Origin of the sequence: Vallitalea pronyensis (genome assembly GCF_018141445.1) — a bacterium.
In the GTDB taxonomy this organism is placed as follows: Bacteria; Bacillota; Clostridia; order Lachnospirales; family Vallitaleaceae; genus Vallitalea; species Vallitalea pronyensis.
In genome coordinates this window covers 3,869,415-3,885,582 of sequence record NZ_CP058649.1, presented here as the reverse complement: position 1 = coordinate 3,885,582, position 16,168 = coordinate 3,869,415, and the positions used below count along the sequence as shown (strand labels likewise).

Annotated in this window: 9 protein-coding genes; all 9 read left to right on the top strand. The window is 36.0% G+C overall.

The window, feature by feature from the left end; translation table 11 throughout:
- The first annotated feature begins 126 nt into the window (after positions 1-126).
- The 9 genes from HZI73_RS16395 (at position 127) to HZI73_RS16355 (ending at position 16,166) form a co-directional block, all read left to right on the top strand.
- On the top strand, positions 127-1,740 hold the full coding sequence (locus HZI73_RS16395; RefSeq protein WP_212694459.1) for a response regulator: 1,614 nt from the start codon (positions 127-129) through the stop codon (positions 1,738-1,740).
- On the top strand, positions 1,727-3,487 hold the full coding sequence (locus HZI73_RS16390; protein ID WP_212694458.1) for a cache domain-containing sensor histidine kinase: 1,761 nt from the start codon (positions 1,727-1,729) through the stop codon (positions 3,485-3,487). The genes HZI73_RS16395 and HZI73_RS16390 overlap by 14 nt, the downstream gene beginning before the upstream one ends.
- 256 nt (positions 3,488-3,743) lie before the next feature.
- Positions 3,744-5,378, top strand: a complete 1,635-nt coding sequence (locus HZI73_RS16385; RefSeq protein WP_212694457.1) for an ABC transporter substrate-binding protein — start codon at positions 3,744-3,746, stop codon at positions 5,376-5,378.
- Between the two features lie 271 nt (positions 5,379-5,649).
- Entirely contained in the window at positions 5,650-6,624 is a 975-nt protein-coding gene (locus HZI73_RS16380) for an ABC transporter permease (protein WP_246552547.1), read from the top strand.
- 21 nt (positions 6,625-6,645) lie between these two features.
- Complete coding sequence (locus HZI73_RS16375) at positions 6,646-7,542, top strand: carbohydrate ABC transporter permease (RefSeq protein WP_212694455.1); 897 nt, start codon at positions 6,646-6,648, stop codon at positions 7,540-7,542.
- Positions 7,543-7,618: 76 nt separating this feature from the next.
- Positions 7,619-9,298: an ABC transporter substrate-binding protein gene (locus tag HZI73_RS16370; RefSeq protein WP_212694454.1), complete on the top strand. Its 1,680-nt coding sequence runs from the start codon at positions 7,619-7,621 to the stop codon at positions 9,296-9,298.
- Between the two features lie 116 nt (positions 9,299-9,414).
- Complete coding sequence (locus HZI73_RS16365; RefSeq protein ID WP_212694453.1) at positions 9,415-12,525, top strand: glycosyl hydrolase 2 galactose-binding domain-containing protein; 3,111 nt, start codon at positions 9,415-9,417, stop codon at positions 12,523-12,525.
- Between the two features lie 45 nt (positions 12,526-12,570).
- Positions 12,571-13,905: a glycoside hydrolase family 30 protein gene (locus HZI73_RS16360; RefSeq protein ID WP_212694452.1), complete on the top strand. Its 1,335-nt coding sequence runs from the start codon at positions 12,571-12,573 to the stop codon at positions 13,903-13,905.
- 62 nt (positions 13,906-13,967) lie between these two features.
- On the top strand, positions 13,968-16,166 hold the full coding sequence (locus HZI73_RS16355; protein WP_212694451.1) for a glycosyl hydrolase family 95 catalytic domain-containing protein: 2,199 nt from the start codon (positions 13,968-13,970) through the stop codon (positions 16,164-16,166).
- Positions 16,167-16,168: the final 2 nt, after the last annotated feature.

Genomic DNA, 16,168 nt, shown 5'->3' with positions numbered 1-16,168 from the left:
GGTTTATTTCCTCTTGCTTTCTGAAACGTTTGTGCATGCAAACTTTTTTTGTCTTGTATGAAAATCTAAGTATTTCTAATTTTTTTATATGATGGTTATGGGTATTTTCATGAGGAGGGAAATGATATGTATAAAATTGTTGTTGTTGATGATGAAAGAATTATACGAAGAGGACTCTGCAATTTTATAGAATGGAATAAAATGGGATTTGATGTTGTTGCTTCTTTTGATGATGGGGAAGATGCGATTGCGTATTTAAAAGAAAACAAAGTTGATGTCATTTTAACCGATATCAATATGGTAAGAGTATCAGGATTAGAGTTAGCAAAATACATATACGATAAAAAAATTGCTACAAAAGTAGTGATGTTTAGTGGTTACAAGGAATTTGAGTATGCAAAACAGGCCATACAATATAACGTGGTTCAATACTTATTAAAACCTGTGAATTGTGATGAAATCAGTGAAGTTTTTGCAAATCTTAAAAAGGAATTAGACACAGAGAAAAAGATACGTGAAGAAAGACAGTTAGAACGTCAATCTTATCAAGAACTGATACCCATCATGAGACAGCAATTCTTTTCGGATATATTAATGGGGGCGTTACAAGATAAGCGTGAGATTGACAATCGTATGCAATTAGTAAAATTAAACATTTCACCTTCAAAAAGTCCATGTTGTATTATTACAGTCAACATGATTAACTATGAAGCCTTTATCAAAAACAAATGGCATTATGAAAAAGAACGTCTGCAAACAGCCTTATCCAATTTTATTGATATAGAAAGGGATCATTGTCAATATTTCAGTATATTTGATAATAGTAAAAGTTTCAATATTATTGTGGTATCTGATGGCAGCTATACCATGGAAGTCATGAAAGAAAAAATTAACCACACCTTAACAGATATTAAAAATCTCATCAAACAAATTCTGGATATGGAACTAGCTTTTGAAATGAACGGTTTTTTTGATACCATTTATGAATTAGGTACTTATAAAAAACCTTTATGGATTAATAAACATGTCTTTTATAATAAGGATACCTCCATTTCCTATAATGATTTTGATTATGAAAAAATTCAAAAGTACTATAAAAACATCATTGCTAAGATGAATGAGGATAGTGTCGAAGAAGTAAAAAATCTTATTGAGCGGTTTTTTGAAGAAATATCCCTACTGCCTATACGGTATATTCATCGTATTGTTATTGATTTGTTTGCATTATTATGCAATAAATTTGCTGGTATGGGCATTAATTTATGGGCTGTTAATGACGAAGCCCATTATCATAAAATAGTCTCATTCCAAGATATAGAAGATATCAAAGCATGGACACGAGAAGCAATCTTTCATATGACCAACATTGTAAGAGAGGAAAAAAATAAATCCTCACAATCGGTGATAAATATGGCTATAGACTTCATAAATGAAAATTACCATAAAGATATTTCACGTGAGGATGTTGCAGACCATGTTTTTTTTAATGCCTCTTATTTCAGTCGCTATTTTAAACAGCAAACAGGAGAAACTTTTTCTGACTATATCACACGAATAAGAATTGAAAAAGCCATTCAATTAATGGAAAAAGGCAAATATAAAACATATAAAATAAGTGAAAAAGTAGGCTATAAGAGCAGTAAGAACTTCTCAAGAGTTTTTAAAAAATTTACAGGGTACACGCCCATTGAGTATTCTAGAAAATGTCTTGGGAAAGGGGTAGGAGATGAATTATTTTAAACGACTATTCGTCTACATTCAGCACTATAAGTTTAATAGTATTCTTGTCAAAAATTTTATTATTATTATCTTACTATTTTTAATACCTTTATCCAGCATCACTTTTCTCATGTATAAAAATATGAACGAAACGGTTAAAGAAGAAATTAGTTTAATTAACAAGAATTCATTATACCGGGTTCGAGACGTTATTGATAATGTTTTTAAAGATGTTAATGAGATGGCAATCTTTTTTTCTAAAGATTTAAAAGCCCAGAATTTTCTTGTGACAGACCAATACAGACCCTTATTGCACAATCAATATAAAGACTTATACCACATGTTTGATATGTATACCTTTGTTTATGATTATGTAGATTCCATCTACATGTATTCTGAAATCAACAAAAGAACCATCAGTAATGACTTAGATAAAGATATCACATGGCAAGAAGATTATGTTAAAAATAACCATCCTGGGATATGGATTAACTCAAGAAAGAAACGCAATATCTATCCCTATCTTCTAACGTATATTCAGCCTATTTATCGAAGGTATTATCAAGATTTGATTGGATCAGTTATTATAAATATTGATATGGAAGAGCTGAGTCAGCTTATCAGAAAGAACGAGAGTACGCATTCAGAAGATATCCTCATTGTGGATAAGGACCAAAACATTATCTTTACTTATCATGGTGATCTGTTTTTGAAAAATATTAAAGATGTTGATATTTATAAGCATATTCAAATTGCTGATACGCCTTATTCGGGTATTATGGATATTAGTGGGAGTAAATATGCGGTATCAACAGTACCCTCCAGTGATTATGACTGGGTATATATAGCCGTTCAACCCTTACAGCATTATGAAAAAGAATTACAAGTGGTGATCAATTATATCTTATTTTTATTAACCATTTGTTTTGTTTTGGCTTTAATCATTACAGTCTTTATATCCATCAAGACCTTTAGCCCAGTTGTTAACATTCTTTCTATATTTGAAAACCCAGATAACTTAAATCGGTTTATTAACAATAAAGATAAAGATGATGAAATAAAATTTATTGCTCAAAACATCATCCAAACCATTTTTTCTAATCGTGAATTAAAGGAAGAATTAGAGAGCAGACTGAAAACACTAAATCAGGCCCAAATGGTAGCTTTACAAGCCCAAATGAACCCTCATTTTTTATACAATACACTTGAAACCATTCGTTGGTTAGTGGTAGAACTTACCCAGAAAGAAAATGAACCTTCACGTATGATTGCTTCATTATCCAAATTGCTTCGATTAAGCCTTGACTCAAAAGAACAGTTAATCAGTATCAAAGAAGAAATAAGTCATGCCAAGTTCTATATTGATATTATGAAAGTGCGTTACGGGGAAAAACTCAATGTAAAATGGGAGATATCTGAGGATATTTTGGACAATAAAATTGTCAAATTTGTACTTCAACCACTAATTGAGAACGCTATTTACCATGGTATAAAATATAAGAAGGATAATGGCATTATTGTGATATCGGGCAAACGCTATGCATCCTATATCTTGCTGACCATTGCAGATGATGGAACCGGTATGGAGCCAAAGCGCATACAAGATACAAATGCTAAGTTAGAGGAAATATATACCATTCACAGTGAGCATATTGGCATATATAATGTTAATCAAAGGATTAAATTAGTGTTTGGAGAAAAATACGGGTTAAAACTTGTTAATGGATTGAACCAAGGTGTTATTGTAGAAATAAGAATACCCTCATAACAACCATAACTGTTTTCTTATCTTATAACTGTTTTTTATGGACTTACTATCAAAGAGTCATAATAATGAATAGTTGTAACAAAATGTTGTTTAAGTTGAAAAAAAGTGTAACAATATTTTACGAATGTTATGTATTTAGCGTATGCATACCCGTTAAGGAATGATAAACTTTTTATAAGAGAAAACAGTGATTGAGCACATAGCTAGATATGGAGGTCATTTTGAATAGCTCATGTATGCAGTTAAGGAGGATTTTATGAAAAAGTTAAAACAAGCAGTATGTTTGCTGCTAATGATTTGTTTGTTGTTCCTATTAACCCTTACAGGATGTGATCGAAAAGGGGATACAGCATCTCATTCACAAGACAATCAATCGAATGAAGACATGGAACCCATGACATTGAAAATGATTGCCGGAAGTAATGGGAAACAAAAAGACCACGATAAAGTTATTGCAAAAGCAAATGAAATACTGCAAGAGCTAATTCCAAATACAACCATTGATATCGAATTTATTCCTTTTGCTGAATATGGTCAAAAATTTGATTTGATGATGGCTGGGCAAGAAACAATTGATATTGCATGGAACTCCTATAACCAATCGTTAAGATCGATTGTGAATAAAGGTGCGTTATTGCCATTGAATGATTTGGTAGATAACCATGCACCTGACATAAAAAAAGAAATTCCTGATTGGTTGTTAGCAGGTGGTTTAGTTGAAAATGAACTCTATATGATTCCTAAGTATGAAATGCATTTTTGGCAGCTTGCCATCTATTCACCTCAAGCGAAATTTGAAAAATATTTTGATATGGAACAAGCAAAGAAAGTTTTTAACGTGAATCAAGAATACATGCATATCACTTCTGATATGTGGGATTTTCTTGAAGACTATATGAAGAAAGCAGATGATGCAGGTGATCTGGGGAAAGGTTTTAGCCCTTGGGTATTTACATTGAATGAAGGCCAGGATTTAATTGGTGATAAACCACCTTGGACATATGGTATGCCAGCTTCAACAAGGATATATACACCAGGTAATCCATGGGATTTTACTGTGTTAAACACCTATAAACGACCAGAAATCATTGAGATGTTTAAAAAATATGCAGATTGGCGGGAAAAAGGTTATATTATTGAAGATATGATTAGTCTTCAGAATCCTAGACTGGAAATTGAAAATGCCAATACAGAAGATGGTGCTCTCATATTCTTCCACGGTTACCAGAATCCCAAATTAGAAGGGGAATACTATATTGAAAATCGTTGGGAATTACCAACCGTAAGATTCCCCATTCAGCAATACCCCATGGTGACGACCAATAATCGCGATGGTCTGACTATTCCAGTGACAGCTAAAGATCCTATACGCTCCATGAAAGTCATTGAACTATTGGAAACCAAAAAAGGAAAAGAATTTTATAATACACTCATCTACGGTATAGAAGGTGAGCATTACAAAAAAATTAACGACAACAGAGTAGAATACACCGTAGGTACGAATGAGAGAAGAAGCCTTGAATCAACCTATGGGCAAGCTAATTTTGTTTTAGGTAATTGCCATAATGCTTATGTTAATCAACTGGATCTGGTGGACGATTACACATCCTATTGGGAACATATGCACCAATTAAGTTTTAATAATCCATTTGGAGCCTTTAAATACGACGATACGGATACCATTAATGAGATCACACAAATTAAATCGGTCTTAAGTGAATATGTTAAAGGTTTTATATGTGGTTATTATACGGAAGAGAGTTACAATGAGTTTCTGAGTAAACTTGAAATAGCAGGTGTGGATAAAGTCATAGGAGATGTACAAAAACAGGTGGATGCATATCTTGAAGAACAAGGTATTCCCAAAACCGGTTATGTGATTCATGAATAAAGCTAAAAGGAGCTAGATGGATAATGCCATCTAGCTTTTTTTGTTGATTAAACTACCGTCTAAGAAGCATAACCAAGTGGTTTAGGAACCTTATTTCATAAAGAAGTCATAATAATGAATGAAAGTAACAAATCAATAGGTATGGCATGAAAATCAAGTAACGATAAGTCCCGAATGTTACTAATTAAGCGTTTAAAAATCGAGAGTCAGATGATAAACTTTTATTAGAGACAAAAAGTAAGTAAAAGACAGGAGGGATACATTGAAAATAATGAATAACACAATAAGTCGTAATAATGAACAAGTTAAAATCCCGAACAAACACATACATAAGAAAAGAAGATTTTTCAAAGGAAAACGTGGTAATATTGAATTGTTTATCCTTACGCTACCTTGTTTGATTTATTTCTTTATATGGCATTACTTGCCAATGGGCGGTTTATTACTGGCATTTAAAGATTATAAATACAATAAAGGTATATTTGGTAGTGCTTGGGTGGGTTTTAAAAATTTTGAATTTCTATTTACTTCACAAGACTTGTTTCGGATTATGAGAAATACGGTTTCTTATGCAGTGGCTTTTATCATTATTGGTAATATATGTGCCATCGCTATAGCGTTAATGCTATTTGAAATCAAAAAAAGGTCCCGTGTGAAGATTTATCAAACGACCATGATATTACCCAGGTTTTTATCATGGGTTGTAGTAGGTTACATCTCTTATGCTATTCTTAGCCCTACACAGGGAGTGGCCAATCAGTTATTGAGTTTTTTTGGACTAGAAGGTGTCAGTTGGTTCTCAGAACCTCAGTATTGGCCAGGTATAATCATATTTTCTGAAGTATGGAAAACAGTAGGTATTAACTCCATTATGTATTATGCTGCACTTATGGCCATTGACCCCCAATTATTTGAAGCGGCAAAAATAGATGGTGCTACTAGATGGCAGCAAATAAAAAACATATCCATACCATCATTAATGACACTCGTTACCATATTAATGATTCTAGCTATCGGAAGAATCTTCAGAGGGGACATTGGACTCTTCTACCAAATACCGAGAGACTCCGGTTTGTTATACAGCACAACGGATATCATTGATACGTATGTCTATAGAGGTTTGAGGCAGGGTCATTTTTCCATGTCCACAGCTGTTGGGATGTTTCAGTCCGTCATGGGGTTAACCATGGTACTTTTCTCCAATTGGATTGTGAAGAAAAGAGATCCGGATCGATCGCTATTTTAAAAGGTAGGAAAGGAAGATTATATGTCTGTAAGACGAGCTAAAAGAGTTAATTATGTGACGTTTATCAATATATTTTTTGTTATATTTTGTTTATTACTTTTTGTATTGCCTTTTCTATTGGTTATTGCCATCTCTTTTACAGATGAAAGTGCTTTAGCTGAAGGCTACAAATTAATACCCGAGAAATTTTCTTTAGAAGGGTATAAAGTTATTTTTAGAAACCCAACCAGATTGTTTAATGCTTATACCGTCACAACGCTGCAATCTTTTTTGGGTACATTTGTCGGTGTACTAGTGATGGCATTATGTGCTTATCCCCTTTCCAGAAAGAGTTTTAAATGGAGAAAGCCTATTACATTTTATGTGTTTTTTACCATGTTGTTTGGAGGAGGTCTTATACCCTCTTACCTATTAAATACCCAATACCTTAACTTGAGAAATAACTTTTGGATTTATATATTGCCATTTATGGCCAATGCGTTTTACCTTATTATATTAAGAACGTTTTTCCAAGGTATATCTATTTCTCTAGTAGAAGCAGCAAAAATTGATGGGGCAAGTGAGTTAAGAACGTTTTTTCAAATTATTTTACCCCTATCAAAGCCTGTACTGGCCACCATTTCATTGCTCTATTTATTAGACAGGTGGAATGACTGGTTTACATCATTGGTTTATATTACAGATGATCGTTTGTTTTCGCTACAGTACTTGATGCAAAAAGTACTCCGAGAATTAGAATTTATTAAACAGGTAGCATCAGAAGGTTACAATGTGGTTGAGTTAGATAATTTTAAACCGCCCTCAGAAAGTATGCGTTTCGGTATGTGTATTGTAGCTGCAGGACCGATGCTTTTAATCTTTCCATTCTTTCAGAAATATTTTGTGAAGGGATTGACAGTGGGTTCCATCAAGGGGTGATTTAAGATTATTTATATATAGCAATAATATAAAAAATATAAATAGGCTGTGTCATGCAGCTCAAAAGGAGGATTTTATGAAAAGGTTTAAAATGGTAGGTAGTTTTGTTCTAGTAATATGTTTATTATTCACATTAACACTCACTGGATGCGGTAGCAACGATAAAGAAACTTCTGGTCCAAAAGACAATGTTTCGGACCAAAAAGATAATACTGCAGACAAAGGAAGTAAAGACAATTCAAAAGAAGAATTAGAACCAATGCATTTAAAAATGGTTATGGGTAGTAATGGAAAACAAAAAGACCATGATAAAGTTATCGCAAAAGCCAATGAGATTCTTCAAGATTTAGTACCTAACACAACCATTGAAATTGAATTTATACCTTTTGCTGAGTATTCCCAAAAATTTGATTTAATGATGGCTGGACAAGAGCAAGTTGATATTGCTTGGAATTCTTGGTCTCAATCCCTAAGAGATGTGGTTAATAAAGGGGCTTTGTTACCATTGGATGATTTGATTGATGAACATGCGCCCGATATAAGGAAAGAAATTCCAGAATGGTCACTGGCAGGTGGATTAGTTGAAAAGGACCTTTACATGATTCCAAAATATGAAATGCACTATTGGCAACTAGCACTGTATTCACCTCAAGATAAGTTTGAAAAATATTTTGATATTGAAAAGGCAAAAAAAGTCTTTAATGCCAATCAAGAGTATATCCATATTACGGATGACATGTGGGACTTACTTGAAGAATATATGAAAAAAGCTGACGATGCTGGTGATTTAGGAAAAGGCTATAGTCCGTGGGTTTTCACACTAAATGAAGGTCAAGATTTAATTGGTGGTCGTCCACCTTGGACTTATATTATGCCTGCAACAACAAGATTTTATACACCAGGAAATGAATGGGATTTTACAGTACAACATTCCTATAAGCGCCCTGAAATCATTAACATGTTTAAAAAGTATGCGGAATGGCGAGAAAAAGGCTATATCATTGAGGACATGATTAGTTTACAGAACCCTCGTCAGGAAATTGAAAACGTTAATACAAAAGATAATGCACTCATTTGGTTCCATAACTATGCCAATCCTAAGCAAGAAGGGGAATACTATGTAGAAAATCGCTATGAACATCCTAATGTTCGATTCCCAGTTCAGCAATTTCCAGTTGTAACACCAAACTATAATGATGGTTTAACGATTCCAACAACTGCTCAAGACCCTGTACGTTCCATGAAAGTTATTGAACTTCTAGAAACAGAAAAAGGAAAAGAATTCTATAATACATTAATCTATGGTATAGAAGGTGAGCATTATAAGAAGATTAGCGATAACAGAATTGAATACACAGTAGGTACGAATGAGAGAAGAAGTCTTGAAGCAACCTATGGTCAAGCTAATTTTGTTCTAGGTAATTGCCACAATGCATGGGTGAATCAACTTGATCCTGTTGATGACTACAAACCTTATTGGGATAGCATGCATGAATCTGGTTTTGTTAATCCATTCGGTGCTTTCAAATACGATGATTCGAATACAGTAAATGAGATTACACAAATCAAATCTGTTATGAGTGAGTATGTAAAAGGATTTATGTGTGGATACTACACCGATGAAATGTACAATGAATTCCTTGCAAAACTGGATACAGCAGGTGTTGAAAAAGTCATCGCTGATGTACAAAAGCAAGTGGATGAATATCTTGAAGCACAAGGTATTCCAAAAACAGGATATATGGTAGGTAATTAAGCAACATATGTAAATGAAACGAGGTTGGATGGTTAAATCGATCCAGCCTTGTTTCATGTAATAGAACAATTAATCATGCAGAATAGGTTTTAAAATATAGAAAAGAAGGTTAAGATATGACGAATAAGAAGAACGATGTTTTTGCAGACATTGCATCCCTCAAAGTAGATTTAAGTGAAAGAAATCTAGTGGAGCCACAACCCATTGAGAAAAAAGACAGACAATTACCTTTTACAGAAAGTGGTTCTCTTTTTGTACCCAATCCTAAAATGCATACAGAAGAACAGCTCCAAGAGGAACTTACAAGACAAAGGGCTTATTACAAACCTTTTATGCAAGATCTAGCGCCAAAACTGGATGCCTATCGTTCTAGAATGGACGTGGACACATGGGATTGGCGAATAGAAGAAGAGGAAGATCAAGAAAGTTTTCAAAGAGTTGTATTAGGAGAAGGGGCATGGGAGAAGGTAACAACACCTCACTATGGAGGTCCCCTTGGAAAAGCTGTGACGTATTATCGAAGAAAAGTGAACATAACGGATGAGATGATGACGTTAGGTTCTTTATTTATATGCTTTAAAGGGGTGGATTACATTGCTCATGTGTTCATGAATGACAACTATGTGGGTAGTCATGAAGGTTTTTTTGCTCCTTTTGAATGCGATATCACCCAGTGCACCCATGTAGGCGAAAACACCATTATTGTAAAAGTAGAAAATGATTTTACGATGTTACAAAGTGTATCGGAAAAGAGTGGCGGTAAAAGTATCGGTGGGGACAAAATCTACGCAGCTACAGGCCTTGGCTATGATGATCCTGAATTTGGATGGCACCATTGTCCACCTGGTATGGGGATTTATCAAGATGTTTATATTGAAGCCAGATCAAGGGTATTTATTCATGATATATTCGTTAGACCACTACCTGTTGAGCAGAAAGCTGAAGCATGGATAGAGGTGTTTAACTGCGATGTTGAAAGTAGAGCCATTGGTATCCAAGTATCCGTGTACGGCCAAAATTTTGAGCAAGTGGTATTAGAAGATTATCGTTACAAACCCATGAGTGAGCGAGAAATCGGCATTGGCGATAGCCTAAATGAAACACTCCTTCGAGCAGCAGGTCTATTAGGTAAACCCATTGAACTACAGACAGAAAAGGGTATTAACTATTTTAAAATTCCCATAGACATCAACGATATGCGCTGGTGGGAATCTAAAACGCCTTGGTTGTATCAGATTCAAGTGAAACTTATTGATGAAGATGAAAAAATAATAGATGCCCAAAAAAGACAATTTGGTATGCGATCCTTTGCCATCGATACAGAGCAAATTCCCAAAGGGACATTCTATCTAAATAATAAACAAATTCGTCTTCGCGGTGCCAATACAATGGGTCACGAACAACAGTGTGTCTACAAAAAAGATTGGGATCAATTAAGAGATGATCTTTTATTGGCCAAAATAAGTAACATGAACTTCTTACGTTTAACCCAGAGACCTGTGCAACCAGAAATCTATGACTATTGTGACAAGCTAGGATTAATGCTGCAGACGGATCTGCCATTATTTGGTAAAGTAAGAAGAAACCAATTTTGTGAAGTTGTGCGTCAAGTGGAGGAAATGGAACGGCTTGTCAGGTCTCATCCATCCAATATCGTCATTAGCTACATTAATGAACCCTTTCCTAATGCGGATAACAAACCACAAAGAAACCTTTCAAGAAAAGAATTGATGGACCTATTTACTGTGGCTGATTTAGTGGTAAAAATGAACAATCCAGATCGCGTCATCAAACATGTGGATGGGGATTACGACCCACCATCAGAAACCATACCGGATAATCATTGCTACAATATATGGTATAACGGTAATGGGGTCGATGTTGGTAAGCTGAGTAAAGGTTATTGGCTGCACGTTAAGCCCGATTGGAATTACGGTTGTGGTGAATTTGGTGCAGAAGGTCTTGACCCTGCATCCGTTATGAAAAACCATTATCCAAAAGAATGGTTACCGGAATATCTGGAGGATGACAAGGCATGGACACCTAATCATATCATAGGTGCTCAAACAGGTAAATTTCATTATTGTTTCTTTGAAACACCAAAAACCTTTGAAGATTGGATAGAAGCAAGCCGTGCTTATCAAGGAAGGGCTGTTCAGTTTATTACAGAAGCCTTCCGACGGGATGCAAGGATGGTAACTTTTGCTATTCACTTATTCATTGACGCTTTTCCCTCAGGTTGGATGAAGACCATTATGGATTTTGAACGTCGTCCGAAACCAGCTTATTTTGCATACCGTGATGCGTTGACACCTTTAATGGTGAGTTTGCGTACCGATAGGTTTACATACTTTAATGGTGACGAAATTAAAGTAGAAGCTTGGGTGTGTAACGATACCAACGAGATACTCGAACATGCCGTATTAAACTACTACGTGGAAATGGATGATCAGGTGATTGTTCAAGGTGAAGTAGAAGCAACGATACCAGATTGCAGCAGTGAGTTCCAAGGTTATATTCAATTTAAAGCACCTGAAATAGATGGCAGAAAGCCTTTAAAAGTACGACTAGCATTAGTGTCTCATAGTGGTGACGTATTACATGATACAGCTATGGACTTGGAAGTATTCCAACAGGTAGCCATTAAATCAACCAAGAAAATATACATTGCAAGTGATCAAAAAGGAAAAGCCGCTGATTTAGCTTATGACATGGGTATGGCTATCACACAACGTATGGAAGAAGCAGATATTCTATTAATGGATGACTTTGCATACTATAGTAAGCATGAAGCCAGCATTATGGCTTGTGTTAAAAATGGTGCTCGGGCAATATTCCTAGAGTTACCAGAAGGAAACTATGCTGTAGACGGCAGCTCTTTCAACGTAAAATTTAGTTCCCTACTACCTTTGCATTTTGTATCCAGAGACACAGGGCATGCTATTGTGAAGGACTTTAGAGCCAATGATTTTATCCACTGGTATGATGAATATGCAGACTATGTAACCCCTATCATCAAGGATACATTTACTGGAGATGATTTTAAACCTGTGTTAACCAGCGGGAATACGGATGATGAAGGACAATGGGGAAAAGTACTAGCCGTCGGTGAAAAGTCCGTTGGAAAAGGTTATGTGTATATCTGTCAGGTAAGTTTAATCGGTCGCATTGGAACGAACCCCATTAGTAAGATGTTTGCAGCTGCACTTTTTGACGCTATGGATTAACGTTAGCATGAATTTTTGTTTATATAAGGAATAAGGTGATAACATATGACCATTAAAACAGAAGTAGTATCTTTTGAGCACATGATTAAAGACTATCAGATCGTGTCATCTGCTGTATGGGCAAGAAGGTCTGATCAACCAGGACAAAATCCAAAGGAAGTAAGGGTTGTAGTGAACCCTGATCAGGCATTTCAACAATTTCAAGGCATGGGTGCTGCATTTAGTGAAATAGGAGGAAAAGCCCTCTTCTCTTTGGAAGAAGATGACAGAGAAACCCTTCTAAAAAAGTGTTTTCATAAGGACGAGGGAGCAGGGTTTACCAACTGCCGTCTACCCATTGGCTCAAGTGATTTTGCACTATCTGCTTATAGCCTTAATGATCATGCAGATGATTATGCTATGGAACATTTTAGCTTAAAAAGAGATTTTGACTATCTCATACCTTTTATTAAAGGTGCCTATCGTTATGCAGAAGAGCTAAAAATCCATGCATCACCATGGTCACCTCCAGCATGGCTTAAAACGAACAATGACTTTGTAGGTGGAGGAAGTCTTATGGATAACGATAAAACCTACAAAGCCTATGCCCTTTATTTAGCCAAGTATATCACAGCCTATGCAGAACAAGGCATTCACATTAACAAGTTATTGATACAAAACGAACCAGATTCAGCAGCAGGATTTCCAAGCTGTGTTATGGAACCTAGCCAAATGGTCAAGTTTGCTGTGGACTATCTGGATGATGCATTGAGAAAACAAAACCTTACCACCGAGATATGGGGTGGAACCTTTAGAACGGTTACAGGATTACAAGCCCAACAATGCATGAAAAGTAAAAAGTTTAAGCAAGTTATTGGCGGTTTGGGCTTTCAATATGCTCTCGTGGATTCCATTTATGATTTGTTGAAAATATACCCTGATACGCAAGTCATGCATACAGAGAGTGTTTGCCACAACGGCGATAATTCTTGGGAGCAAGCAGTAAGTTTGTTCAATGATTTTGTGGATTATATGCAAGCAGGGTGCACCATCTACTCTTACTGGAATATGATACTTGATGGTACAGGTAGAAGTACATGGGGATGGAAACAGAATGCACTAGTAACCATCCATGATCAAGGCCAGATTGTCTATAATCCAGACTACTATGTGATGGCATTATTGAGTAAGCATATACGACCAGGTGCCAGCAGAATTGAATGCCTTTGCCTTGCCAAAAGGACAATAGCTTTTAAGAATCCAGACGGCAGTGTTGTTGTGTTTATGTGCAACCTCAATGACCGTGGTATCCATACGACAATGGAACTCTATGGCAATGAGCATACCTTTGAATTACCAGCATCATCCATCGTAGCGGTTAGGATTGAATCAGATAAATGATGCTATTAACTATGGTATCAATAAATGCAAGATTGCATTGACTGGATTAATAGGAGGAAAAAATGAGCAATAAGGAGCCGAATAAAACGATCAATTGGGAGTCTTTTTTATCACAGCATGATATGATTTGGGACCAAGTGACTTATAAAGATGGGTATTATGGATTGGAAGAGAGAAAACATGGTCTCAAAAGACGTTATAGAAAAGAATGGGAAGAAGGCGCTTTTATAGGAAATGGCATGATGGGTGCCATGATCTATAAAGAATCACCTCAAGTATGGCGATGGGAGCTTGGTCGAAATGATGTTATCGCACATAATTTTTTAGAAGGTATTGATTGGGCTGTTCCAAGGGTACCTATTGGAGACATTATTATGACGCCTTCTAAACCAATCATAAAAGAAACCATGAGACTCCATTTATGGGACGCTTCGGTAACAGGAACCATGGAAACCCATATGGGACATATTCATTGGAGGTCTTTTAATCATGCTACAGAAGATGTGATAATCATTGAAGTGGAAACATCCCATCAACAAAATAGCGTATCCTTCGGTTTACGCCCTGAACATGGGATAAGTCCACGTATTCAATATGTTGAAATAAATCCACCACTCGTCAGCTTGCCTCCAAAACCCGTTCAGTATGTCATGGACGATATTCAAGTGAGTGTGCAAACATTTATAAAGGATGAAGGTCATGATACTTATACGGAAGAAGGGGCTTGTGCTATCGCTTGGAAAGAAGTAGAGCAGTCCGAAACCCATAAAATACTGTATGTCAGTGTGACCAATTCACGTTATGATCAGAGTGCCGTACAAGAAGCATTAGAAAATCTTAAGAAAGCTATGTTAAGTGATATGCATGACTATACAACATCCCACTGCGATTGGTGGCATGATTATTATGCATCCAGCTATGTCTCTTTTTCCGATAAGAAATGGGAACAGTTTTACTGGATTCAAATGTATAAATTAGCATGTGCCATGAAGGAAGATGGTGTAGTACTGGATTCTCAAGGTCCTTGGTTAACCATTACCCCATGGCCTACCACCGTTTGGAATCTTAATGTGCAATTATGCTATGCCTCTCTATACACATCCAATAGGCTTAAGCTGGGTTACTCACTCATCCATACCCTAAAAGCCAATAAAGAAGTGCTGATTAATAATGCAAAACCAATGGGTATTGATGATGGTATGTATGTGAGCAGAGCCACTAACCCCATTGATTTATATGCACTTTGGCCGGATACAAGGGAGCTTGGCAATTTAACATGGGTATTGCATAATATCTGGCGGCATTATCAAGTTACCATGGATAAGGCGTTGCTTAAGGACTTTTTGTTTCCTTACTTAAAAGCCAATATGAATGCGTATCTTCATTTAATGATAAAAGGGGAGGATGGAACATATCATATACCGGATACCAGTTCGCCGGAATACCCCTCCATTCCTCAAGTAAATTGTTATCCGATTATGGACTGTAATTATACCCTTGCTTTATGTAAGTGGGGATGTCAAACACTCCTTGAAATCAATAAAGAGCTGGACTTACAAGACACTCTTGCAGAAAAATGGCAGGATGTGCTGGACCATTTAACCGATTATCCCATCAATGAAAATGGATACATGGTTGGAGCAGATGTTCCTTTTGATGTGTCACATCGACACTATTCACATCTGTTTATGATTTATCCATTACATCTAGTGAATGGCAATGAGCCTGCGGAAAAGGCATTAATGGAGAAATCCATATCCCACTGGCTAGGTTTTAAAGGTGCTTTACAGGGGTATACTTACACGGGTGCTGCTAATATGGCAGCTTATATGCAGGACGGAAACAAGGCACTTGAATATCTTAATGGACTGGATGCTTACCTATGCCCTAATACCATGTATGCTGAAAAAGGACCTGTTATTGAAACACCTCTTTCCGCCACAGAATCCATTCACTATATGTTATTGCAAAGCCATAGTGGCAGAGTAGACGTGTTTCCAGCTGTACCAGATGCTTGGGAAGATGTGGAATTTCATGATTTTAGAGCTGCAGGTGCTTTCGAAGTTTCAGCTAAAAGAGAGAAAGGTCATGTGGACTATATTCACATCAAAAGCCTTGCAGGAAGTCCACTACGCATAAAACCTCATCTCGGTCGAACACTTAACTATCAAGAAGGAAAATACCCGTGTTCGGTTACAGAAATTGAAGAGGGTGTATTTGATATTCAATTACAAAAAGGTGACTCTATCACTCTGTATTAGTG

What these genes read in the sequence shown, in the direction of transcription:
- HZI73_RS16360 (WP_212694452.1), top strand. Translation starts at nt 12,571, where the DNA reads ATGACCATTAAAACAGAAGTAGTATCTTTTGAGCACATGATTAAAGAC.
- HZI73_RS16390 (WP_212694458.1), top strand. Translation starts at nt 1,727, where the DNA reads ATGAATTATTTTAAACGACTATTCGTCTACATTCAGCACTATAAGTTT.
- HZI73_RS16365 (WP_212694453.1), top strand. Translation starts at nt 9,415, where the DNA reads ATGACGAATAAGAAGAACGATGTTTTTGCAGACATTGCATCCCTCAAA.
- HZI73_RS16380 (WP_246552547.1), top strand. Translation starts at nt 5,650, where the DNA reads ATGAATAACACAATAAGTCGTAATAATGAACAAGTTAAAATCCCGAAC.
- HZI73_RS16385 (WP_212694457.1), top strand. Translation starts at nt 3,744, where the DNA reads ATGAAAAAGTTAAAACAAGCAGTATGTTTGCTGCTAATGATTTGTTTG.
- HZI73_RS16370 (WP_212694454.1), top strand. Translation starts at nt 7,619, where the DNA reads ATGAAAAGGTTTAAAATGGTAGGTAGTTTTGTTCTAGTAATATGTTTA.
- HZI73_RS16395 (WP_212694459.1), top strand. Translation starts at nt 127, where the DNA reads ATGTATAAAATTGTTGTTGTTGATGATGAAAGAATTATACGAAGAGGA.
- HZI73_RS16375 (WP_212694455.1), top strand. Translation starts at nt 6,646, where the DNA reads ATGTCTGTAAGACGAGCTAAAAGAGTTAATTATGTGACGTTTATCAAT.
- HZI73_RS16355 (WP_212694451.1), top strand. Translation starts at nt 13,968, where the DNA reads ATGAGCAATAAGGAGCCGAATAAAACGATCAATTGGGAGTCTTTTTTA.